The sequence below is a fragment of the Pseudomonas sp. C 49-2 genome (assembly GCF_003970195.1).
GTDB lineage: Bacteria > Pseudomonadota > Gammaproteobacteria > Pseudomonadales > Pseudomonadaceae > Aquipseudomonas > Aquipseudomonas canadensis.
Map to the genome: position 1 here is coordinate 169874 of NZ_RXYG01000008.1, position 22009 is coordinate 191882.

The window sequence follows — 22009 nt, forward strand, 5'->3', positions numbered from 1 at the left end:
AAAAGGCCACGTTCAGTTGAGGCCTGAAATTCAGTTAAGCACCGTCATACCGCTTAAAAAAGTGGCATACCCGCCGAATGTCCGGCGCTTTCGCCCTCTACAGGACACAGCAACCGACGCTCCAACACCGCCTGTAAGGCCTCGAAACGCACAGGCTTGGCCAGGCGATCGGAGAGGCCGATGCCATGGCAGCGCTCACGCTCCGACGCATTCAGCGACGTACTCAAGGCGATTACCGGTAACTCACCGCAGCCAGGAAGTGCACGGATCTGACAACACAACGAGAAGCCACCTTCAGGGATATCCAACAGTACTGCGTCGAAATCTCCTGCTTGCAAGGCAGCCAACGCGTTCGGGCCGGTGTCCACGGTTTTCACCCGGTATCCGAGTTTGAGCAGCATGCCGCGCACTACCAGTTGGCCGACGCTGTTGTCGTCCACCAGCAGCACCGAGCACTCCTGAGGTGCGCGCTGCTTATCCGGCGCAGGCCGGGATTCAGGTGCTAGGGGACTGACCTCCACTTCAAGCTGGAAGCGGCTGCCTTTGCGCGGCTCGGAATGATGGGTGAGACGCCCGCCCAGCAGCTCGATCAGTTGCCGGCAGATCGCCAGGCCGATACCCAGGCCACCGTACTCGCGGGTCATGGAGCCATCCAGTTGGAAGAACCGCTGATACAGGGTCGCCTCGTCGAGGAAAGCAAAGCCGATTCCGGTGTCGGTCACGATAAAGCTCAAGCGCAAGCCACCGCCACTCTGCGGCACACCGACCACGCGCACGCGCACCGCGCCTTCGTGGGTGAACTTAAAGGCGTTGTCCAGCAGGCAATCCAGGCACTGCAGCAGTTTGTCGGCGTCGCCCAGTACGCGGTCCGGCAACTCGTCCGCCACATCGATGGAGAACGCCAGGCCTTTGCTCTGGGCGCTGGCGGTGAACTGCTGGCGCAAGGTGTCGAGCGTACCGCGCAGGCTGAATACCTGGGGTTGGGCGCTCAAGCGGCCGGCCTGCAATTCGGTGAGGGTAAGAATGCCGTTGACCATGCGCATCATGTCCCGTGCCGAACCGGCGGCGGTTTGATGGTATTGCGCCAGGTCTGCGTCCAGGGGCACGGTCTGCATCAGTTCGAGGGAGCCGATCACGCCGTTCATGGGCGTACGCAGTTCGTGGGTCAGGGTGGCGAGGAACTCGTCCTTGAGGCGGTTGCTGCGGGCCAATTGCTGGTTGAGCACTTCAAGTTTTTGGCTGGCATCGAGCAGGATCTGCGCTTGTTGCTCGCGCATGGAATTGATGCGGTCGGCCAGAGCCAGGGACAGCAGCGCCACTTCAATAGCCGAACCGATCTGGCTGGCGTACATGGTCAGGAATACGTTGGGCAGATAGCCCAGCACCATCAGCGTATTCACCACTCCACCTAGCAGGAACGCCGACCAGGCGATGATGAAATAGCGCGCCACCCGCTGGCCGCAATACCAGGCCTTGATGGCGGCGACAAAAATAGTCACGGTAAACACCAGGGCTAAACCGGTGGCCAGGCGCAGCGCCAGCGCGTAGCTGGTCATCAACGACAGCAGCATCACCACGCCACCGCAGGCCACCAGCGCCAGCAACAGCCGGTTGATCCAGCGACTGTGCTGGGCCGTGTGCAAAAAGCTGCGCGCAAACAGACTGCCGAACAACGCCGCCGAGCCGATCAGGAATGGCGTCGCGGCATTCGCCCACCAAGGATTGTTCGGCCAGAAATACTCCACCGCCGCACCGTTGACCGACAGCTGATACATGCCAAACGAGGCGATATAAAAGATGTAATAGAGGTAGCTGGTGTCGCGCACGCTAAGGTAGATGAACAGGTTATAGACCAGCATCCCCAGCAACACGCCATAGATCAGGCCCAGCACATACAGGCGCAGCGGCTGTTGTTCCAGGTAGGCGGTGCTGGACCACAGCGTCACAGGCGCCTGGATCGACCCTTCGCTTTGCAGGCGCAGGTACACGGTTTTTGCCTCGCCCGGCGTGAAGTCGAGCTTGAACAAGTAGTTGTTCTGGCGGATCTCACGGGCGGAAAACGGCAGCGCATCCCCGGTACGTCCTGCCAGCCGATAAGTGCCGGTGTTGTCGGGCAGGTAGAGGTCAAGATGGTCGAGCGGCGGGTACGCCAGCTCCAGCAACCAGGTGCGCTGCGCTTCGGGATTAGTGGGTAGGTAATGCAGATTGACCTTGAGCCAGAACACCGAGCGCGAGTAGCCAGCATTCAGGGTGTCTTTATCGTGGGGCTTGAACTGCGCGGTGGCGGACGGCGCGATCACATCCGCGATGGTGAGGGCATCGGTCGGGTCTTCGAGCACTTGCATGGCTCGGCCCAACGGCAGGCTTTGGGTGTCCTGGTTAAACTCGATGGCGTTGGCGAGCATCGGCAACCCGCACAACAATAAAATCAGCAAATAGCGCATAGAGCCCCAGCGTGGCCTGTCCGGTTATGTCAAAAAGCCCCCCATTCCTTTTGAGAAGACGTACACCGGCAATACAGTAAGTAGTTTGGATCCACTCTAGCATAGCCACTAAAGGCTATTGGACACCATTGAAATAATTTTTTGAAAGGCTCTAGAACGAGGCTTTCAGCGATATTAAGCCAGTGCAAAACCGCCAAAAAAGCGTCACTGCGATGGCAAAATTCAACCATCGCCAGACGGCCCCGCCAAAAGCGTTTGGTGGTAAGCTCGCGCACCATGAATATCTACAGCTCTCGTCCCGTTGTCCTCTGTCTCTCCGGCCATGACCCCAGTGGTGGCGCCGGCTTGCAGGCAGATATCGAAGCCCTGCTCGCCCAGGGTTGCCATGCGGCTCCGGCCGTCACCGCCTTGACCGTGCAAAACACCGTCAATGTCATCGATTTCCGCGTGCTCGACCGCGAGTGGGTACTGGCTCAGGCCAATGCTGTACTCGGCGATTCCGAAGTGGCGGCGGTCAAGCTGGGCATGCTCGGTTCCACCGCGATGGTCGACACCGTAGTCGAACTGCTGCAGGCGCATCCGCACCTGCCGGTGGTGTGCGACCCGGTGCTGCGTGCCGGCGGCGGTGGCAGCCTGGGCAAGGACGAAGTCGGCTATGCGATGCGCGAGCGGTTGTTGCCGCTGTCACTGATCGCCACGCCGAACCTGCCCGAGGCACGCATCCTCGCCGAGTTGCCTGAGGGCACCGCAGACGAATGCGCCGAGAAGCTGCTGCCGTACATCAAGCACCTGTTGATCACCGGCGGCCATGGCGACGAGCACGAAGTGCACAACCGCCTCTACAGCCGCGACGGCACGCGCCAGACCTTTACCTGCCAGCGCCTGCCCGGCAGCTATCACGGTTCGGGCTGTACGTTGGCCAGTGCGTTGTCCGGCCGGATTGCCCAGGGCGAAGGCTTGGTGAGCGCCGTGCAATCGGCCCTCAACTACACTTGGCGCACCTTGCGTGATGCCGAACAACTCGGCCAGGGCCAGTTTGTACCGCGCCGGCTGCCGCTGGATTTTTGCTCGTAAGACGACAGAGGGGCCTGCCCGATGAAACTACGTGGCCTTTACGCCATTACCGACAGCCAACTGTTGGCCGGTAAATTCCTCGCCTACGTCGAAGCAGCGTTGGACGGTGGCGTGACCCTGCTGCAATACCGCGACAAAAGCAGCGACGAAGCCCGACGCCTGCGTGAAGCAGAAAAGCTGCGGGAGCTGTGCTCGCGCTACAAGACCCAGTTGATCATCAACGACGACGCCGAACTGGCCGCCCGCCTCGGCGTCGGCGTGCACCTGGGCCAGACCGACGGCCCGCTGACCCCGGCCCGTGCCCTGCTAGGCTCCAAAGCCATCATCGGTTCCACCTGCCACAGCCAGATCGAACTGGCCGAGCAGGCCGCCAAGGAAGGCGCCAGCTATGTCGCCTTCGGCCGCTTCTTCAATTCCAACACCAAGCCCGGCGCACCGGCCGCCACCACAGAGATGCTGGCCCAGGCCCGTGCGCGTTTGCAGTTGCCGATCTGCGTGATCGGCGGCATCACCCTGGAAAACGCCGAACCCCTGGTAGCCCACGGCGCCGACCTGCTGGCGGTGGTGCATGGTCTGTTTGGCGCCGACAGCACCCAGGAAGTCACGCGCCGCGCCCGTGCGTTCAACGCCCTTTTTCAGATTTGATTTAAGAGAGCCCGATCATGTCCCGTTCCGAAACGCTGTTTGCCAATGCCCAGAAACACATCCCCGGCGGTGTGAACTCCCCCGTGCGTGCGTTCAAGAGCGTGGGCGGCACGCCGCTGTTCTTCAAGCATGCCGAAGGCGCCTACGTCACCGACGAAGATGACAAGCGCTACGTGGACTACGTCGGCTCCTGGGGCCCGATGATCCTCGGCCACAGCCACCCGGACGTGTTGGACGCGGTGCGCAAGCAACTGGAACACGGCCTGTCCTACGGCGCGCCGACCGCCATGGAAACCGAGATGGCCGATCTGGTCTGCTCGATCGTACCGTCGATGGAAATGGTGCGCATGGTCAGCTCCGGCACCGAAGCCACCATGAGCGCGATCCGCCTGGCCCGTGGTTTCACCGGCCGCGACAGCATCATCAAGTTCGAAGGCTGCTACCACGGTCACTCCGACAGCCTGCTGGTGAAAGCCGGTTCCGGCCTGCTGACCCAAGGCGTGCCAAGCTCGGCCGGTGTGCCGGCGGCGTTCGCCAAACACACCCTGACCCTGCCGTTCAACGACATCGCCGCCGTCGAGCAGATGCTCAACGAAGTGGGCCAGGACGTGGCGTGCATCATCGTTGAGCCGGTGGCGGGCAACATGAACTGCGTACCGCCAGCGCCGGGCTTTCTCGAAGGCCTGCGCGAGCAATGCGATAAGCACGGCGTGGTACTGATTTTCGACGAAGTGATGACCGGTTTCCGCGTCGCCCTCGGTGGCGCCCAAGCGCACTACGGTGTCACGCCGGACCTGAGCACTTTCGGCAAGATCATCGGCGGCGGCATGCCAGTGGGCTGCTTCGGCGGCAAGCGTGAAATCATGCAGCACATCGCGCCACTGGGCCCGGTGTACCAGGCCGGTACTTTGTCGGGTAACCCGCTGGCCATGGCCGCCGGCCTGACCACCCTGCGCCTGATCAGCCGCCCGGGCTTCCACGCCGAGCTGACCGACTACACCACACGCCTGCTCGACGGCCTGCAACAGCGTGCCGATGCCGCCGGTATCCCGTTTGTTACCACCCAGGCGGGCGGGATGTTCGGCCTGTACTTCAGCGGCGCCGACGACATTGTCACTTTTGATGACGTAATGGGCAGCGATGCCGACTTGTTCAAACGCTTCTTCCACCTGATGCTGGAAGGCGGCGTGTACTTGGCACCTAGCGCTTTCGAAGCCGGCTTCACCTCGATCGCCCATGGCGACGCCGAGTTGAAACTGACCCTCGACGCCGCCGAACGCGCCTTCGCCGCATTGAAATAAAAGGCCGAGAAAATCAGGCACCGGCCAAACGGTGTCTGATTTGCTACTTTGCTTACAGAGATTTCCGAGTTTTTTCGAGAAATCACCTGCAATCCGGCAGATAACTTGCCCAAGCAGCAGAAAAACGAGTAAAGACTTTGTAAGCAGAGGCCTGCTTATTTCATAATGCGCGCTTATTGGATCCCCCGAGGGTCCGCGCGCCCCGTCAGAGGTAAGTCGATTCCCATGAAACGCACCGGCCGCACCCTGGTTCTGGGCTGCCTGTTGCTCCTTCAGCCGCTGCTGGCACATGCACAAGCAGGCGGCAACTCGTTGTTAATCCCAGCGATGGGTCGTTGCACCCTCAATACCCAGCCAGACAGCCAGGCCGAAGCCCTGAGCGCGTGCCAGAAACAGGCCGACGGCGGGGATGCGCAGGCGCAATACGAGTTGGGCGAGTACTTCCACGACAGCAAAAACCCGGCCCGCGACCTCAACAAGGCCTTGAGCTACTTCGAGAAAGCCTCGTTGCAAGGGCACGCCCAAGCGCAATTCGAACTGGGCAACATGTTCTTCAAAGGCGAAGGCGTGCCGGCCAACAACGTCCAAGCGTATATCGTGCTGAAAATGGCCGCGGTCAACGGCGCAGAAGACGCACTGGACACCGCCGACGAAGTCGCCGAGCACATGCAGCGCGATGAGCTGGAAGTGGCGACCCAGGTACTGGGCCAGATTTTCCGCAACTACCTGCAGGAATTGCAGAGTGCCGATGGGCGCTCGCCCTTCTCACCCCTGCCCTGAACTCATCTAGACCCTTCTATCGCTATCGCAGGCAAGCCAGCTCCCACACTCGACCGAGTTCCAGCGTAGGAATGCGGTCAACTGTGGGAGCTGGCTTGCCTGCGATGGGCGCGACGCGGTCTGAAGCCCTACTTCTCAGGCATCGGCATCGGAAACGGCATCACGTTACTGGTGCCACGCGCTTCGCTGATCTTCGGCGTGCCCAAACGCTCGACCTCATCGATGCGCACAATCGAATGCATCGGCACAAAGCTGCGCACCACCCCTTCGAACTGCGCCTTGAGCTTCTCTTCGCCCGGGTCGACGACCAACTGGGTGCGCTCGCCAAAGACGAACTCTTCCACCTCCAGGAAACCCCACAGATCGCTCTGATAGATCTGCTTGGCGTACATTTCGAACACCTGGCCCTGGTTGAGGAAAATCACCTTGTAGATTGGAGCTTCACGTTTGGTCATGGTGGGCGAATAACACATCGGGGATATAAAAGAGGGCGCGAACTATAGCATGGCACCCGATGCACAACGCTAGGAACCAATGGGCATGCCCCCTATAATGCGCGGTTCTTTACCACCAGTTGACGATTCCCATGGCCAAGAAGCTTTACATCGAAACCCACGGTTGCCAGATGAACGAGTACGACAGCTCGCGCATGGTCGATCTGCTGGGCGAACACCAGGCCCTGGAAGTCACCGCCCGCGCCGAAGATGCCGACGTGATCCTGCTTAATACCTGCTCGATCCGCGAGCGGGCCCAGGACCGTGTGTACTCGCAGCTGGGCCGCTGGCGCGAATTGAAACTGGCCAACCCGGACATGGTGATCGCCGTCGGCGGTTGTGTGGCCAGCCAGGAAGGCGCCGCGATCCGCGACCGCGCGCCCTATGTCGACGTGGTCTTCGGCCCGCAGACCCTGCACCGCCTGCCGGAAATGATCGACGCCGCGCGCTTTACCAAGCTGCCGCAGGTCGACGTGTCATTCCCTGAAATAGAAAAATTCGACCATTTGCCCGAGCCGCGCATCGACGGGCCGAGCGCCTACGTGTCGGTGATGGAAGGTTGCAGCAAGTACTGCACCTTCTGCGTGGTGCCCTACACCCGTGGCGAGGAAGTCAGCCGACCATTTGACGATGTGCTGTCGGAAATCATCCACCTGGCCGAAAACGGCGTGCGCGAAGTGACCCTGCTGGGCCAGAACGTCAACGGCTATCGCGGCCAGACCCACGACGGCCGCCTGGCCGACCTGGCGGAATTGATCCGCGTGGTCGCCGCCGTGGACGGTATCGAGCGCATCCGCTACACCACCTCGCACCCACTGGAGTTCTCCGACAGCCTGATCCAGGCCCACGCCGAAGTGCCGGAACTGGTCAAGCACCTGCATTTGCCGGTGCAATCGGGCTCGGACCGCATCCTCTCGGCGATGAAGCGCAACCACACGGCCCTGGAGTACAAATCCAAACTGCGCAAATTGCGCGCGGCGGTGCCGGGCATCTGCATCAGCTCGGACTTTATCGTCGGCTTCCCCGGCGAGACCGAGAAAGACTTCCAGCAGACCATGAAGCTGATCGAAGACGTCGGTTTCGACTTTTCCTACTCCTTCGTCTACAGCCAGCGCCCCGGCACCCCGGCGGCCGACCTGCTGGACGAAACCCCGGAAGCGCTGAAAAAAGAGCGCCTCAACGCGCTGCAACATCGCCTGAACCAGCAGGGTTTCGAGATAAGCCGACAAATGGTCGGCTCGACCCAGCGCATCCTGGTCACCGACTACTCGAAAAAAGACCCCGGCGAATTGCAGGGACGTACCGAGAACAACCGAATCGTAAACTTCCGTTGCGATAATCCGACCCTGATCGGCCAGTTTGCCGATGTGCACATCGACGCGGCGCAGCCCCATTCACTGCGTGGGTCGTTGATCCCATAATCACTTTTTGAATTATCGCCAGCCAACATGTGCCGTTTAAGTGCTTTCGCACACAGCCGGCTGGCGTTATTCTCTATTTCACCTCAACAGCCAAAGGGCGGCTAAAAGCGACCTTGAACGCACCCATAGCAGAACCCCATCGTTTTATCCTCGAGCCCTTTGAGGCTCTCCGTTTCGCCAACCTGTGCGGACAGTTCGACGAGCACCTGCGCCTGATCGAACAACGCCTGGGCATCGAGATCCGCAATCGCGGCAATCAGTTCGAGCTCATTGGTGAAGCCCTGCACACTAAATCCGCAGAAAACCTGCTGCGCCGTCTCTACCGCGAAGCCAAGGGTAGCGAGCTGTCGCCAGAAATCGTGCACCTGTATTTGCAGGAATCGGCTGTGGAAGACCTGGCCAACAATCCGGTGGCTGAAGCCAGCGTGGCCCTGCGTACCAAAAAAGGCATGATTCGCCCAAAGGGCTTGAATCAGCAGAAGTACGTCAAGGCAATCCTGGGTAACGACATCAACTTCGGCATCGGCCCTGCCGGTACCGGCAAGACCTACCTGGCCGTGGCCTGTGCGGTCGACGCGCTGGAGCGTGAGCAAGTACGCCGCATCCTGCTGGTGCGCCCAGCGGTCGAGGCCGGCGAAAAGCTCGGTTTCCTGCCCGGTGACCTGGCCCAGAAGATCGACCCGTACCTGCGCCCGCTCTACGACGCGCTATACGAGATGCTCGGCTTCGAATACGTCGCCAAGCTGATCGAGCGCCAGGTGATCGAGATCGCCCCGCTGGCCTACATGCGCGGCCGCACCTTGAGCAACAGCTTCATCATCCTTGACGAAAGCCAGAACACTACGGTCGAGCAGATGAAGATGTTCCTGACCCGCATCGGGTTCGGCTCCACGGCCATTATCACCGGCGACATTACCCAGGTTGACCTGCCCAAGGGCACCAAGTCGGGCTTGAGCCATGTGATTGAAGTACTCAAGGACGTGCCGGGCATCAGTTTCACGCACTTCTCGCCCAAGGACGTGGTGCGCCACCCGCTGGTACAGCGCATTGTCGAAGCCTACGAGCGCTTCGAACACCGCGATGACGGGCTGTCCAAGGACGTTCGCCGCGATGCTTGAGCTTGACCTGCAGCTGGCCACCGATGCGCCCGCCCCCAGTGAAGCCCAGTTCCGCCAATGGTGCGCCCTGGCCCTGCGCCAGCGCACCGCCGACTCGGAACTGACCATTCGACTGGTGGACGAGCCCGAGGGCCGTGAACTGAATCACACCTGGCGCCAGAAAGACTACGCGACCAACGTGCTGTCCTTTCCTGCCGACGTACCGGATGAGCTGCTGGATATCCCGCTGCTGGGCGATCTGGTCATCTGCGTCGCCGTGGTGGAGCGCGAGGCAAAAGAACAAGGCAAGGAACTTGAGGCCCATTGGGCCCATCTAGTCATCCACGGCTGCTTGCATCTCTTGGGTTACGACCATATAGACGATGACGAAGCCGAGGAAATGGAAACACTGGAACAAACGTTGCTTGCAGAATTGGGTCATCCGGACCCGTATGCGGACGACGACGTTTAAAAACACTCAACTGTAACAATAAAGGATTCAGAGTAATCGCTATGAGCGAAGACCGATCGAGCAACGGGCAGAAGTCATGGCTGGGTAAACTGACCCAGGCTTTTGCCCACGAGCCGAAAAACCGCCAGGAGCTGCTTGAGCTGCTGCGCGAGGCCCATCAGAACAAGTTGCTGGACAGCGAAGCGCTGGCCATCGTCGAAGGCGCCATCCAGGTGGCTGACCTGCAAGTACGCGACATCATGGTCCCGCGCTCGCAGATGATCAGCATCAAGGCGACCCAGACCCCACGGGAATTCCTCCCGGCCGTGATCGACTCGGCGCACTCGCGCTACCCGGTGATCGGTGAAAGCCATGACGACGTCATGGGCGTCCTGCTGGCCAAGGACCTGCTGCCGCTGATCCTCAAGGAGAACGGCGACAGCTTCAACATCAAGGACCTGCTGCGTCCGGCCACCTTCGTGCCCGAGTCCAAGCGCCTGAACGTGTTGCTGCGTGAATTCCGCGCCAACCACAATCACATGGCCATCGTGATCGACGAATACGGCGGCGTCGCTGGCCTGGTGACGATTGAAGACGTATTGGAACAGATCGTCGGCGACATCGAAGACGAACACGACGTCGAAGAAGACAGCTACATCAAGCCGCTGCCCAGCGGTGACTTCCTGATCAAGGCGCTGACGCCGATCGAGAACTTCAATGAGTTCTTCGACAGCAAATTCTCCGATGACGAGTTCGATACCGTGGGCGGCCTGGTGATGAGTGCGTTTGGCCATCTGCCAAAACGTAACGAGACCACCGAGATCGGCGCGTATCGCTTCCGCATCCTGAATGCCGACAGCCGTCGCATCCACCTGATCCGCCTGACACCTATTGCCCGCTAAGGAATGACATGCAGCGCCTAACCCGCCCCGGCTGGCCCGGTAATTTGCTGGCCGTGGTGGCCGGCGCCATCACCACCCTGGCGCTGGCGCCGTTCGACCTGTGGCCGTTTGCGCTGGTCGCGGTCGGCTTGTTCTACGTGGGGCTGCGGGACCTGAGCCCGCGCCAGGCATTGGGCCGCGGTTGGTGTTTCGGCTTCGGCCTGTTCGGCGCCGGCACTAGCTGGATCTACTACAGTATCCACCACTTCGGCGGCGCTTCGGTGCTGCTGGCGGGTTTCCTGATGCTGCTGTTTACCGCCGCCATCGCGTGGTTCTTCGCCCTGCCGGCCTGGTTGTGGGCGCGCTGGTTGCGGCGCAACGAGGCGCCGCTGGCGGATGCGTTGACGTTTGCCGCGTTGTGGGTGGGCCAGGAAGCGTTTCGCGGCTGGTTCCTCACTGGTTTCCCGTGGCTGTACTCCGGCTACAGCCAGCTTGACGGCCCGCTGACGGGCTTGGCCCCAGTGGGCGGCATGTGGCTGATCTCCTTTGCCCTGGCACTGACAGCAGCGCTGCTGTGCAACCTGCCGCGTCTGCTGGCTGGCAAGCGCAACGCATTTATCGGCGCAGGCCTGGTGTTGCTGGTCGCGCCCTGGGCCATCGGCCTGGCGCTCAAGCATCACACCTGGACCAGCCCCTCCGGTGCGCCACTGACCGTGGCCGCACTCCAGGGCAACGTCGAACAAAGCATGAAATGGGACCCGGAGCAGCTCAACGCACAGCTCGCGCTGTACCGCGACATGAGCTTCACCTCCAAGCCCGTCGACCTGCTGGTGTGGCCGGAAACCGCCGTGCCGGTGCTCAAAGAGTCTGTCGAAGGCTACCTGGGCATGATGGGCAAGTTCGCCGCCGACCGGCACACCGCGCTGATCACCGGCGTGCCAATCCGCCAGGAAGTGCATCACCAGAAGCGCTACTTCAACGGCATCACCGTGGTTGGCGAAGGCGACGGCACCTACCTCAAGCAGAAGCTGGTGCCCTTTGGCGAGTACGTGCCGCTGCAGGACATGCTGCGCGGTCTGATTGCGTTCTTTGATCTGCCAATGTCGGACTTCGCACGCGGACCGTCCGACCAGGCGATGCTGCAGGCCAAGGGCTATCAGATTGCGCCGTTCATCTGCTACGAAGTGGTGTACCCGGAGTTCGCCGCTGGCCTGTCGGCCCAGAGCGATTTGCTGCTGACCATCAGCAACGACACCTGGTTCGGCCGCTCCATCGGCCCGTTGCAGCACCTGCAAATGGCGCAGATGCGTGCACTGGAAGCCGGTCGCTGGATGATCCGCGCCACCAACAATGGCGTGACCGGCCTGATCAACCCGTTTGGGCAGATCACCGCGCAGATCCCGCAATTCGAACGCGGCATCCTCTACGGCGAAGTAGTGCCGATGCACAACCTCACGCCGTACCTGCAATGGCGCTCATGGCCGTTGATCATTGTGTGCCTGGGGCTGTTTGGCTGGGCGCTGCTGGCGGGCCGGATGTCCAAGACCGTCTGACCGACATGCACATGACAATGTGGGAGCTGGCTTGCCTGCGATAGCGGTGGGTCCGCCAGCAAATGTGCCGGCCGGCAGTCTGCCATCGCAGGCAAGCCAGCTCCCACATTTGCATGTGCGGTGTTATCGGTAGAACAATCGGTAACCTATCTGCCCCGCCGCTTCATTGATCAACTGCCCGCTGCGCCACACTGCTACGAATTCCGGCATCCATCCGCCCAGCGGCCGGGCGTTGTCTACGCCCAGAAAACCCACGGGGGCCGGCACCACGGTAAAGCCGGCTCTCTCAAAGCTCCACACCGAACGCGGCATGTGCCAGGCCTGGGTTACTACCACGACGCGCTTGATGCCCGCTGGCAGCAGAATCTCTGCGCTCATCTGCGCATTTTCCCAAGTGGTACGGCTGCGCTCTTCCTTCCAGCGCACCGCTACGCCGAAGTCATCCTGCATCGACACTGCCATCAACTCCGCTTCGCTGGGCGGTGTGCCGTAATGCAGGCCGCCGCTGGTCAGCACCGGCAAGCCGGAAGCCTTGGCCAGTCGTGCGGCGTAGCGCTGGCGCTCCAGGCCGATCCCGGTGGGCTGGTCGGTGCCCCAGGCCGGGTCACCGCGCTCACGTCCGGAGCCCAATATCACTATGGCGTCGGCGCGCTGGGCCAGCGTCGACCAGTCTTCTCGGGGCAATGCCGGTTCGGTTTCCAGGGCACGTGCGCCCCGCTCCACCACAACCGGCAGACTGATCAACCACAGGCCCCCAAAACCCAGGGCAAAGCAGCACGCCGCCAAGCGCGGGCGGCTACGGCGGAACCACCAGGCAAGCGCCAGCAACAGCAAGAGAATGCCGGGCGGCAGGAGCAGTTGTTTGATGAAATAACGAATAGGCATCGGGCATCTCCATAGATGCCCGAAGCCTAAGGTGTAACGGGGTTTAGCGACAATCTTTACGGTGACATGCTTTACAGTGAAACGGCGTGGTGAAGCCGTCCAAGGGGCAGTGAATTACTTGTAGCGGGCGGACCGGAGCTTTTCCGGGCCACGACCGACCGACAAGTCTTTGAGCCACACCACTTTGGCTGAGTGCGCAGGCTCCTTGATCGGCGGGGTTGCCACCAGAGGAGGCGCACTGCGCCCATTCCTTTCCAGATATGCCTTGATCAGTTCCAGCTCCGCGCAACTAAGACCGCGCAGTTCCAACTCCACAGGCCGTTCATCACGCAATCGGCCTGCTGTCCTCGCTGCATCCAATGCACGACCCAAGCGGTCGATCAGTCCTTCGTAGACATCCGGTTTCGATACGATTCTTTGCGATTCAACCATCCCCTCACCTCATTGAAGAAAGACTTGCTCCCCAATAAACAGCGTAGTCCTCGTGGCTGCGCGCGCCTGGCGCCGCGACAGACGGCCCTGCCTGCGCAATCAGGGTTTCCCTCGATAGAGTGGGGTCATGTATGCTACGGCGCTTCCTGTAACTCCACTTCCCGCAGGGTTTGGGCACGGACGCGCCGCTTTTTGGTGTCGATCAACCTGAACGTTGCACCGAAGAGGATTAGGCCACCCCTATTCAGTTCAAAAGTAGCCATGCACGAACAATATCAGCCCCGTGAAATAGAAAATGCCGCCCAAACCTTCTGGGACGAGCAAAAGTCCTTTGAAGTCAGTGAACAGCCAGGCAAGGAGACTTTCTATTGCCTATCGATGTTCCCTTACCCCAGCGGCAAGCTACACATGGGGCACGTGCGTAACTACACCATCGGCGACGTGATTTCCCGCTACCAGCGCATGCAAGGCAAGAACGTCCTGCAACCCATGGGTTGGGACGCCTTCGGCATGCCGGCGGAAAACGCCGCGATGAAAAACAACGTGGCCCCCGCCAAGTGGACCTACGAAAACATCGCCTACATGAAGACCCAACTGCGCAGCCTGGGCCTCGCGGTGGACTGGTCCCGCGAAGTGACCACCTGCAAGCCGGACTACTACCGCTGGGAACAATGGCTGTTCACGCGCCTGTTCGAAAAAGGCGTGATCTACAAGAAGAGCGGCACCGTGAACTGGGACCCGCTGGACCAGACCGTACTGGCCAACGAGCAAGTGATCGACGGTCGCGGCTGGCGTTCCGGCGCGCTGATCGAAAAGCGCGAAATCCCGATGTACTACTTCAAGATCACCGCCTACGCGGATGAGCTCTTGTCGAGCCTCGACGATTTGCCGGGCTGGCCTGAACAGGTCAAGACCATGCAGCGCAACTGGATCGGCAAGTCCAAGGGCATGGAAGTGCAGTTCCCGTACAACGTCGATTCGATCGGCGAAGCGGGCGCGCTCAAAGTCTTCACCACCCGTCCGGACACTTTAATGGGAGCGACTTACGTCGCCGTGGCCGCCGAGCACCCGCTGGCCACCCAAGCCGCACAGAACAACCCTGAGCTGCAGGCGTTCATCGCTGAATGCAAAGGCGGCAGCGTGGCTGAAGCCGACGTCGCCACCCAGGAGAAAAAAGGTCTGCCGACCGGCCTGTTCGTCGAACACCCCCTGACCGGCGAGAAGCTGCCGGTGTGGGTCGCCAACTACGTACTGATGCACTACGGCGATGGCGCCGTAATGGCAGTGCCGGCTCACGACGAGCGCGATTTCGAATTCGCCACCAAGTACAGCCTGCCGATCAAATCCGTTGTGCGCACCAGCTCGGGCGATACCAACCCGGCCCCGTGGCAAGACGCCTACGGCGAGCACGGTGAGCTGATCAACTCCGGCGAGTTCAACGGCCTGGACTTCCAAGGCGCTTTCGACGCCATCGAAGTTGCACTGATCAAGAAAAACCTGGGCGCCTCGCGCACCCAGTTCCGCCTGCGCGACTGGGGCATCAGCCGCCAGCGCTACTGGGGCTGCCCGATCCCGATCATCCACTGCGAAAGCTGTGGCGACGTGCCGGTACCGGAAGACCAACTGCCAGTGGTCCTGCCGGAAGACGTGGTGCCGGATGGCGCCGGTTCGCCACTGGCGCGCATGCCCGAGTTCTACGAATGCAACTGCCCGAAATGCGGCCAGCCTGCCAAGCGTGAAACCGACACCATGGACACCTTTGTCGAGTCCTCCTGGTACTACGCGCGCTATGCCTCGCCGCACTACGAGGGTGGCCTGGTTGAAAAAACCGCGGCCGACCACTGGTTGCCGGTTGACCAGTACATCGGCGGTATCGAACACGCCATCCTTCACCTGCTGTACGCGCGCTTCTTCCACAAGCTGATGCGTGATGAAGGCCTGGTGAGCTCCGATGAGCCGTTCAAGAATCTGCTGACCCAGGGCATGGTGGTCGCCGAGACTTACTACCGTCGCGAAGCCAACGGTGCCTACACCTGGTTCAACCCGGCTGACGTGGAGCTTGAGCGTGACAGCAAGGCCAAGGTCATCAGCGCCAAGTTGATCGCCGACGGCCTGCCGGTGGAAATCGGTGGCACCGAGAAGATGGCCAAGTCGAAGAACAACGGCGTTGACCCACAGTCGATGATCGATCAGTTCGGCGCGGACACCTGCCGCCTGTTCATGATGTTCGCCTCGCCGCCTGACATGAGCGCCGAATGGTCCGACTCCGGCGTCGAAGGCTCGCACCGCTTCCTCAAGCGCGTCTGGCGCCTGGCGCACGCCCACATCAGCCAGGGCCTGCCGGGCAAGCTGGACGTGGCCGCCTTGAGCGACGAGCAGAAACTGATTCGCCGCAGCACCCACCTGGCCATCAAGCAAGCCAGCCAGGACGTGGGCCAAAACCACAAGTTCAACACCGCCATCGCCCAGGTGATGACGCTGATGAACGTGCTGGAAAAAGCGCCACAAGCCACCGAACAGGATCGCGCACTGGTACAGGAAGGCCTGGAAACGGTCACCCTGCTGCTGGCACCGATCACGCCGCACATCAGCCACGACCTGTGGAACCGCCTGGGCCACAGCGACGCCGTCATCGATGCGCGCTGGCCGGTGCAGGATGACAGCGCCCTGGTACAGGACACGCTGCAACTGGTAATCCAGGTCAACGGTAAACTGCGTGGCCAGATCGACATGCCGGCCACGGCCAGCCGCGAAGACGTCGAGGCTGCTGCCCGCGTCAACGAGAACGTGCTGCGCTTTACCGAAGGCCTGACGATCCGCAAAGTGATCGTGGTGCCTGGCAAACTGGTCAATATCGTCGCTAGCTAATCGGATCGGGCGCAGGGTTCAAACCCTGCGCCGAACAAAGCCTTCAGGGCCTCGATAAGGCCCACATGGTTTCAAGGGGAGCAACAAAATGATCAAACGCAATTTGCTGGTGATGGGCCTTGCCGTGCTGTTGAGCGCTTGCGGCTTCCAGCTGCGCGGCACCGGCACCAACGACCTGGCGATCAAGGAACTGGACGTCAGCGCCCGCAATGCCTACGGCGAGACCGTGACGCAGTTGCGCCAGGTTCTGGAAAACAGCGGCGTGCACGTCTATACCGGCGCGACGTACAAACTGTTCCTGGTGGACGAGAGAGAAACCCAGCGTAACCTGAGCTACGCCAGCGCCGGGCGTGCATCCGACGTCGAGCTGAGCACCGAATTGAGCTTTCAAATCCAGGGTCGCGACCATCTGCCGTTGATGGGTGACAAGATCCAGGTCCAGAAGGTCGTGAGCCACGATGGCAACAACCTGGTGGGCTCGGACTCGGAAATCGTCCAGGTGCGCAAGGAAATGCGTCGCGAGCTGGTTCAGCGCATGATCCTGCGTCTGCAACTGCTGACGCCGGTGCAATTGGAAGCCCTGCAGCAACAAGCTGACAACAAGGCCAAGGCCGATGCTGACGCGCTGAAAGCCGCCAAAGAGTACGAAGACAACACGCCGAAACAATCGCCTGTTGAAGTTCCTGTCGAGTAAGCCAGACGGGGCGCCCCAAGCGCCCCGTTCGCCCTGCCTATGAAACTTGCTCCCGCCCAACTCGCCAAACACCTGCAAGGTGGCCTTGCGCCTGTCTACATCGTCAGCGGTGATGACCCACTGCTGTGCCAGGAAGCCGCCGACGCCATCCGCACGGCTGCACGTCAGCAAGGCTTCGACGAACGCCAGGTCTTCAGCGCCGACGCCAGCTTCGACTGGGGCACGCTGCTGCAAGCTGGCGCGAGCATGTCGCTGTTTGCCGAGAAACGCTTGCTGGAGCTGCGCCTGCCTTCGGGCAAGCCGGGCGACAAAGGTGCCGCCGCCCTGATGGAGTACTGCTCGCGACCGGCCGAAGACACGGTGCTGTTGATCAGCCTGCCCAAGCTCGACGGCAGCGCGCAGAAAACCAAATGGGGCAAGGCCCTGGTGGAAGGGGCGCAAACCCAGTTCATCCAGATCTGGCCAGTGGACAGCAACCAGTTGCCGCAATGGATACGCCAGCGCCTGTCCCAATCGGGGCTGTCGGCGACCCAGGACGCAGTGGAGCTGATCGCGGCTCGGGTCGAAGGCAACTTGCTGGCCGCCGCCCAAGAGATCGAAAAGCTCAAGCTGATGGCCGAAGACGGGCAGATTACCGTCGAGACCGTCCAGGGCGCCGTGGCGGATAGTGCGCGCTTTGATGTGTTCGGGCTGGTGGATGCGATCCTCAATGGCGAACCCGCCCACGCCCTGCGCATGCTCGAAGGCCTGCGCGGTGAAGGCGTGGAGCCTCCGGTGATTCTCTGGGCCCTGGCCAGGGAACTGCGCGTACTGGCCAATATTGCCCTGCAATACAGCCAGGGCACGCCGTTGGACAAGGCCTTCAGCCAAGCCCGACCGCCGGTTTGGGACAAGCGCAAACCGCTGATGAGCAAAGCGCTGCAACGGCACTCTGCACAACGCTGGGCGCAGCTCTTGCTGGAAGCGCAGCGCATCGACGCGCAGATCAAAGGCCAGGCGGCCGGTTCGCCGTGGATGAGCCTGAGCCGTTTGTCGCTGCTGATGGCCGGCCAGCGCCTGACCCTTCCCGCCGAGTAACCACCGCTCTCTGTAGGAGCCGGCTTGCCGGCGATGGGGCCGTTGACGGTAACGGTGATCCCAAGACCGCCATCGCCGGCAAGCCGGCTCCTACAGGTGATGCGTGACTTTCCTACCTATCGCCGGGCTTTACAGCAGTCCAACATCGGCAGATGATTTGCACCGCTCCATCCCACCTATCGAGAGCAACGACCATGAGCAAAAAGCCATCCAAGCATGGCCCCAACAAGGCCAAATCCATCATCGCCCAGCCACTGTTCCGCAGCCGTCAAGAACGCGCCGGCAAGGGCAAAGGCAGCTACCGCCGCGAAGCCTTCCAGTCTAATAGCTGGGAGGCTTCTTACTTTCTGGCTGCCTGAAGGCAAGCGCCCCTCCGACATGATAAGGTCTGCACCTGATTTGTAATCCCTGGACCTGTGCATGCCCTCTAGTCTTTCCCGTCGTTGGCACCTTCGCCAATTGATCGCTGCCTCCAGCCTCATTCTGCTCGTCGCCTGCGCGGAAAAACCCACTGCCGCCGACGCTCAACCCCTGCCCAAGCTCCAGACCGCCCCCGTGGTAGCGCCCGCTGTTGTGGCCCCGCTGGCGGTGGATAATCTGGACATCCAGCCGACCCAGACCTTTGCCGAATGGCAGGCTGGCTTCCGTGTGCAAGCCCTGCAGGCCGGCATCACTGCTGCCGTGTTCGACAACGCGTTCGCCAACGTCACCCCGGACATGGCGGTGATCCGCGCCGACCGCAGCCAGCCGGAATTTTCCCGCCCGGTGTGGGAATACCTCGACGGCGCCCTCTCGCCACTGCGCGTGCGTAACGGCCAGGCGCTGCTGATCAAGTACGCCGATACCCTGCAAAGCATCGAGCAACGTTATGGCGTAGACCGCCAGGCGCTGGTATCGGTATGGGGCATGGAGAGCAACTTCGGCCAGTTCCAAGGCAATAACTCGGTGATCCGCTCCCTGGCGACCCTCGCTTACGAAGGGCGTCGCCCGGCATTCGCCCAGGCGCAATTGCTGGCCGCGTTGCAAATCATCCAGCACGGCGATATCCAGGCCGACCAGATGAAAGGCTCCTGGGCCGGCGCCATGGGCCAGACCCAATTTATCCCGACCACCTACAACACCCACGCCGTGGATTTCGACGGTGACGGTCGCCGCGATATCTGGAACAGCCCGGCCGACGCCCTCGCCTCCACCGCGCACTACCTGCAGAGCTCCGGCTGGCAGAAAGGCCAGCCTTGGGGCTTTGAGGTGAAACAACTGCCGGCGAACTTCGATTACGCGCTGGCCGATGGTGGCATCCGCAAAACCGTCGCCGAGTGGATGAAACTCGGTATCCAGCTGCCCTTTGGCGCGAGCATGCCGCCGAACGTCGACCAACTCTCCGCCGCCCTGCTGCTGCCCGCAGGTTATCGTGGCCCGGCGTTCCTGGTGCTGGATAACTTCCGTGCGATCCTCAAGTACAACAACTCGTCGTCCTACGCCTTGGCGGTCGGCCTGTTGTCGGAACGTTTCGGTGGCGGTGGTGTGATTCGTGGCGATTGGCCGATGGATGAGCGGCCATTGAGCCGCTCGCAGCGTATCGATCTGCAGACGGCCTTGAGTGCCAATGGCTATGACGCGGGCAACCCGGATGGGATTATCGGCGCCAATACGCGCAAGGCGATTCGTGCGGCGCAGCAGGCGCTGGGCTGGCCGGCAGATGGGTATCCAACGGTGAAGTTGCTGGAGTCGCTGCAGAACCGGTAGATCGGCTTATGGCTGCTACCGCTTTCGCGAGCAAGCCCGCTCCCACATTTGACCGAGTACATCCATTTGGAATGCGGTTGAATGTGGGAGCGGGCTTGCTCGCGAAGGCGGATTAACGGGCGACAACAGGCTACGGCTTTAACACCACATCCTGCTCCAACACCAACCGCTGCTCCCCCGCATCCAACCGTACCAACGCACCCATCGGCAGCGTCAGGTTCGGATCGCAATGCCCACTGCGCCAGCCGGACAGCACCGGAATGCGCAACGGTTCGAAGGTCTGCTTGAGCAGGCGCTCCAGCGCGGCACTGTCCACACCCGCCACATCCCCGACCAGCACACCGGCCAACTGCGCCAACTTGCCCGCCAGGCGCAGGTGCGTCAGCAGTCGGTCAATGCGGTAGATCGGCTCGTTGACGTCTTCGATCAGCAGGATGATGCCTTCGGCGTCGATCTCAAAAGGCGTGCCCATGACTGCCGCGATCATCGACAGGTTGCCACCCAGCAGACGCCCGCAGGCGATACCAAGTTCGATGGTGGTCAGCGGGTAGGCTGCGGGGTGCGCCACCACGCTGCCAGCACCTAGTTGACCGCGAAGCATGCTGAACAATGAAGACTCGGTAGGAGGCTGCTTGTCGCCCAACAGGTCGGCGTTGAGCATCGGACCGTGGAAGGTCACGAAACCGGCGTAGCGACTGATGGCCAGGTGCAACGCGGTGATGTCGCTGTAGCCTACGAACGGCTTGGGGTTGGCGCGCAGCAGGCCGAAGTCCAGGCTATCGAGCAGGCGTGGCGTGCCGTAGCCGCCGCGCAGGCAGAAGATGGCGTCGATGTCAGGGTTGGCAAAGGCGTTGTGCAGGTCGTTGAGGCGGGTTTTATCGCTGCCGGCGAGGTAGCCGTCGCGTTCATAGACGCCGGGGAAGATTCGCAGGTCGTAGCCACGAGTGCGCATCCACTGGCCGGCTTTTTCGACGTCCAAGGTGGCGGGGCCGGCGGGGGCGATCAAGGCGATGGTGCCTTCGCTGCGAAGGGCAGGTACTGCAGCGGTCAGTTGAGTCATCCGTGGTTCTCATCAGTTGATGGGGCCGCTTCGCAGCCCAGCGCGGGGCAAGCCCGCTCACCACGGCAAGCCCCTCCCACATTGGGGCTGCGGCGCGACTTAAGAAACCAGGCTTGCCTTGACCAGCTTGGCCTGCTCGTCCGCGTGGTACGAGGAACGTACCAGCGGGCCAGACGCCACGTTCTTGAAGCCCATCTTGTAACCTTCCTCGGCGAACCAGGCGAAGGTGTCCGGGTGCACGAAACGCTGCACCGGCAAGTGGCTGCGGGACGGTTGCAGGTACTGGCCCAGGGTCAGCATGTCGATGTCGTGTTCGCGCATGCGCTTCATGACTTCGATGACTTCTTCGTCAGTCTCGCCCAGGCCCAGCATCAGGCCGGATTTGGTCGGGATGTGCGGCATCATCTGCTTGAATTTCTGCAGCAGGGTCAGCGACCACTGGTAGTCCGAACCCGGACGCGCAGCCTTGTACAGGCGCGGCACGGTTTCCAGGTTGTGGTTGAACACATCCGGCGGCTCGGCAGCGGTGATTTCCAGCGCCACGTCCATGCGGCCACGGTAGTCCGGGACCAGGGTTTCGAGCATCACGTTCGGCGACAGTTTGCGGATTTCGCGGATGCAGTCGGCAAAGTGCTGGGCACCGCCGTCGCGCAGGTCGTCACGGTCTACCGAGGTGATCACCACGTACTTGAGGCGCAGGTCGGCGATGGCGATGGCCAGGCTTTCCGGCTCGTTGACGTCCAATGGCTTCGGACGGCCGTGGCCGACGTCGCAGAACGGGCAACGACGGGTGCAGATGTCACCCATGATCATGAAGGTCGCGGTGCCGCCGGAGAAGCATTCGCCCAGGTTCGGGCAGGACGCTTCTTCGCACACGCTGTGCAGCTTGTGTTTGCGCAGCAGGGCCTTGATACGGTCGACTTCCGGCGAAACCGGGATGCGCACGCGGATCCAGTCAGGTTTCTTCGGCAGTTCGGTGGTCGGAATGATCTTCACCGGGATGCGTGCAACCTTCTCGGCGCCGCGCAGCTTGACGCCGGCTTCCACCTTGGCACGCGGGGCCGGGGCCGGACGGTCGGTAACGTCCACCGTCGGGATCATGGTTT

The 22009-nt window shown here is 61.6% G+C and carries 20 protein-coding genes; 14 read left to right on the plus strand and 6 right to left on the minus strand.

Annotated elements, in window-relative coordinates:
* Window positions 1–53 precede the first annotated feature (53 nt).
* Complete coding sequence (locus EJ576_RS17500) at window positions 54–2444, minus strand: hybrid sensor histidine kinase/response regulator (RefSeq protein WP_126570778.1); 2391 nt, start codon at window positions 2442–2444, stop codon at window positions 54–56.
* 276 nt (window positions 2445–2720) lie between these two features.
* Here EJ576_RS17500 and EJ576_RS17505 point away from each other — a divergent pair, with 276 nt between their 5' ends.
* The 4 genes from EJ576_RS17505 to EJ576_RS17520 all read left to right on the plus strand — a co-directional run bounded on the left by EJ576_RS17505 (window position 2721) and on the right by EJ576_RS17520 (window position 6244).
* Window positions 2721–3518 carry a hydroxymethylpyrimidine/phosphomethylpyrimidine kinase gene (locus EJ576_RS17505; RefSeq protein ID WP_016978603.1) on the plus strand — a complete coding sequence of 266 codons (798 nt, stop codon included), beginning with the start codon at window positions 2721–2723 and terminating at the stop codon, window positions 3516–3518.
* Between the two features lie 21 nt (window positions 3519–3539).
* Window positions 3540–4163, plus strand: coding sequence for a thiamine phosphate synthase (thiE, locus tag EJ576_RS17510; protein WP_016978602.1), 624 nt, complete (start codon window positions 3540–3542; stop codon window positions 4161–4163).
* A gap of 17 nt (window positions 4164–4180) precedes the next feature.
* The gene (gene hemL, locus EJ576_RS17515) at window positions 4181–5464 is read left to right on the plus strand and encodes a glutamate-1-semialdehyde 2,1-aminomutase (protein ID WP_122727889.1); all 1284 of its coding nucleotides are present in this window, start codon (window positions 4181–4183) and stop codon (window positions 5462–5464) included.
* Window positions 5465–5689: 225 nt separating this feature from the next.
* A complete protein-coding gene (locus EJ576_RS17520; RefSeq protein ID WP_010206766.1) occupies window positions 5690–6244 on the plus strand; it encodes a tetratricopeptide repeat protein in 555 nt (184 codons plus the stop codon).
* A 128-nt stretch (window positions 6245–6372) separates the two neighbouring features.
* Here the strand turns inward: EJ576_RS17520 and EJ576_RS17525 are convergent, their stop codons facing one another.
* On the minus strand, window positions 6373–6699 hold the full coding sequence (locus EJ576_RS17525) for a DUF1820 family protein (RefSeq protein WP_003194436.1): 327 nt from the start codon (window positions 6697–6699) through the stop codon (window positions 6373–6375).
* A gap of 131 nt (window positions 6700–6830) precedes the next feature.
* On the opposite strand from EJ576_RS17525, the gene miaB reads away from it, so the two are divergent.
* The 5 genes from miaB (at window position 6831) to lnt (ending at window position 12141) form a co-directional block, all read left to right on the plus strand.
* Window positions 6831–8159, plus strand: a complete 1329-nt coding sequence (miaB, locus tag EJ576_RS17530; RefSeq protein WP_028618062.1) for a tRNA (N6-isopentenyl adenosine(37)-C2)-methylthiotransferase MiaB — start codon at window positions 6831–6833, stop codon at window positions 8157–8159.
* A 113-nt stretch (window positions 8160–8272) separates the two neighbouring features.
* Window positions 8273–9277 (plus strand): PhoH family protein, encoded by a 1005-nt coding sequence (locus EJ576_RS17535; protein ID WP_122727887.1) that lies wholly within the window; start codon window positions 8273–8275, stop codon window positions 9275–9277.
* Window positions 9270–9728: an rRNA maturation RNase YbeY gene (gene ybeY / locus EJ576_RS17540; protein WP_126570779.1), complete on the plus strand. Its 459-nt coding sequence runs from the start codon at window positions 9270–9272 to the stop codon at window positions 9726–9728. Before EJ576_RS17535 ends, ybeY begins: the two co-directional genes overlap by 8 nt.
* Before the next feature lie 41 nt (window positions 9729–9769).
* Window positions 9770–10609 carry an HlyC/CorC family transporter gene (locus EJ576_RS17545; RefSeq protein ID WP_126570780.1) on the plus strand — a complete coding sequence of 280 codons (840 nt, stop codon included), beginning with the start codon at window positions 9770–9772 and terminating at the stop codon, window positions 10607–10609.
* 8 nt (window positions 10610–10617) lie between these two features.
* The gene (gene lnt, locus EJ576_RS17550; protein WP_126570781.1) at window positions 10618–12141 is read left to right on the plus strand and encodes an apolipoprotein N-acyltransferase; all 1524 of its coding nucleotides are present in this window, start codon (window positions 10618–10620) and stop codon (window positions 12139–12141) included.
* Between the two features lie 123 nt (window positions 12142–12264).
* On the opposite strand, the gene EJ576_RS17555 is transcribed toward lnt, so the two are convergent.
* Both EJ576_RS17555 and EJ576_RS17560 read right to left on the minus strand, forming a co-directional pair.
* On the minus strand, window positions 12265–13026 hold the full coding sequence (locus tag EJ576_RS17555; protein ID WP_126570782.1) for a YdcF family protein: 762 nt from the start codon (window positions 13024–13026) through the stop codon (window positions 12265–12267).
* 114 nt (window positions 13027–13140) lie between these two features.
* Window positions 13141–13458: a hypothetical protein gene (locus EJ576_RS17560; RefSeq protein WP_122727881.1), complete on the minus strand. Its 318-nt coding sequence runs from the start codon at window positions 13456–13458 to the stop codon at window positions 13141–13143.
* Window positions 13459–13719: 261 nt separating this feature from the next.
* Between EJ576_RS17560 and leuS the strand changes: the two genes are divergently transcribed.
* The 5 genes from leuS to EJ576_RS17590 all read left to right on the plus strand — a co-directional run bounded on the left by leuS (window position 13720) and on the right by EJ576_RS17590 (window position 19843).
* Window positions 13720–16326 carry a leucine--tRNA ligase gene (leuS, locus tag EJ576_RS17565; protein ID WP_126570783.1) on the plus strand — a complete coding sequence of 869 codons (2607 nt, stop codon included), beginning with the start codon at window positions 13720–13722 and terminating at the stop codon, window positions 16324–16326.
* An 88-nt stretch (window positions 16327–16414) separates the two neighbouring features.
* Window positions 16415–17020 (plus strand): LPS assembly lipoprotein LptE, encoded by a 606-nt coding sequence (gene lptE / locus EJ576_RS17570; protein ID WP_028618068.1) that lies wholly within the window; start codon window positions 16415–16417, stop codon window positions 17018–17020.
* Between the two features lie 39 nt (window positions 17021–17059).
* The gene (holA, locus tag EJ576_RS17575) at window positions 17060–18097 is read left to right on the plus strand and encodes a DNA polymerase III subunit delta (protein ID WP_016978592.1); all 1038 of its coding nucleotides are present in this window, start codon (window positions 17060–17062) and stop codon (window positions 18095–18097) included.
* A 194-nt stretch (window positions 18098–18291) separates the two neighbouring features.
* Complete coding sequence (arfA, locus tag EJ576_RS17585) at window positions 18292–18456, plus strand: alternative ribosome rescue factor ArfA (protein ID WP_003176285.1); 165 nt, start codon at window positions 18292–18294, stop codon at window positions 18454–18456.
* Window positions 18457–18517: 61 nt separating this feature from the next.
* Complete coding sequence (locus EJ576_RS17590) at window positions 18518–19843, plus strand: lytic murein transglycosylase (RefSeq protein ID WP_126570784.1); 1326 nt, start codon at window positions 18518–18520, stop codon at window positions 19841–19843.
* Window positions 19844–19973: 130 nt separating this feature from the next.
* Here EJ576_RS17590 and EJ576_RS17595 read toward each other — a convergent pair whose 3' ends face one another.
* A complete protein-coding gene (locus EJ576_RS17595) occupies window positions 19974–20894 on the minus strand; it encodes an LD-carboxypeptidase (RefSeq protein WP_126570817.1) in 921 nt (306 codons plus the stop codon).
* 108 nt (window positions 20895–21002) lie between these two features.
* Window positions 21003–22004: a lipoyl synthase gene (lipA, locus tag EJ576_RS17600; RefSeq protein WP_017735632.1), complete on the minus strand. Its 1002-nt coding sequence runs from the start codon at window positions 22002–22004 to the stop codon at window positions 21003–21005.
* Window positions 22005–22009 lie beyond the last annotated feature (5 nt).

Bases quoted from the DNA above. Each gene is read 5' to 3' on its own strand.
- hemL (WP_122727889.1), top strand. From the start codon at position 4,181: ATGTCCCGTTCCGAAACGCTGTTTGCCAATGCCCAGAAACACATCCCC.
- EJ576_RS17500 (WP_126570778.1), bottom strand. From the start codon at position 2,444: ATGCGCTATTTGCTGATTTTATTGTTGTGCGGGTTGCCGATGCTCGCC.
- lptE (WP_028618068.1), top strand. From the start codon at position 16,415: ATGATCAAACGCAATTTGCTGGTGATGGGCCTTGCCGTGCTGTTGAGC.
- EJ576_RS17525 (WP_003194436.1), bottom strand. From the start codon at position 6,699: ATGACCAAACGTGAAGCTCCAATCTACAAGGTGATTTTCCTCAACCAG.
- EJ576_RS17560 (WP_122727881.1), bottom strand. From the start codon at position 13,458: ATGGTTGAATCGCAAAGAATCGTATCGAAACCGGATGTCTACGAAGGA.
- holA (WP_016978592.1), top strand. From the start codon at position 17,060: ATGAAACTTGCTCCCGCCCAACTCGCCAAACACCTGCAAGGTGGCCTT.
- lipA (WP_017735632.1), bottom strand. From the start codon at position 22,004: ATGATCCCGACGGTGGACGTTACCGACCGTCCGGCCCCGGCCCCGCGT.
- EJ576_RS17555 (WP_126570782.1), bottom strand. From the start codon at position 13,026: ATGCCTATTCGTTATTTCATCAAACAACTGCTCCTGCCGCCCGGCATT.
- EJ576_RS17505 (WP_016978603.1), top strand. From the start codon at position 2,721: ATGAATATCTACAGCTCTCGTCCCGTTGTCCTCTGTCTCTCCGGCCAT.
- EJ576_RS17545 (WP_126570780.1), top strand. From the start codon at position 9,770: ATGAGCGAAGACCGATCGAGCAACGGGCAGAAGTCATGGCTGGGTAAA.
- EJ576_RS17590 (WP_126570784.1), top strand. From the start codon at position 18,518: ATGCCCTCTAGTCTTTCCCGTCGTTGGCACCTTCGCCAATTGATCGCT.
- ybeY (WP_126570779.1), top strand. From the start codon at position 9,270: ATGCTTGAGCTTGACCTGCAGCTGGCCACCGATGCGCCCGCCCCCAGT.
- arfA (WP_003176285.1), top strand. From the start codon at position 18,292: ATGAGCAAAAAGCCATCCAAGCATGGCCCCAACAAGGCCAAATCCATC.
- EJ576_RS17520 (WP_010206766.1), top strand. From the start codon at position 5,690: ATGAAACGCACCGGCCGCACCCTGGTTCTGGGCTGCCTGTTGCTCCTT.
- thiE (WP_016978602.1), top strand. From the start codon at position 3,540: ATGAAACTACGTGGCCTTTACGCCATTACCGACAGCCAACTGTTGGCC.
- lnt (WP_126570781.1), top strand. From the start codon at position 10,618: ATGCAGCGCCTAACCCGCCCCGGCTGGCCCGGTAATTTGCTGGCCGTG.
- miaB (WP_028618062.1), top strand. From the start codon at position 6,831: ATGGCCAAGAAGCTTTACATCGAAACCCACGGTTGCCAGATGAACGAG.
- leuS (WP_126570783.1), top strand. From the start codon at position 13,720: ATGCACGAACAATATCAGCCCCGTGAAATAGAAAATGCCGCCCAAACC.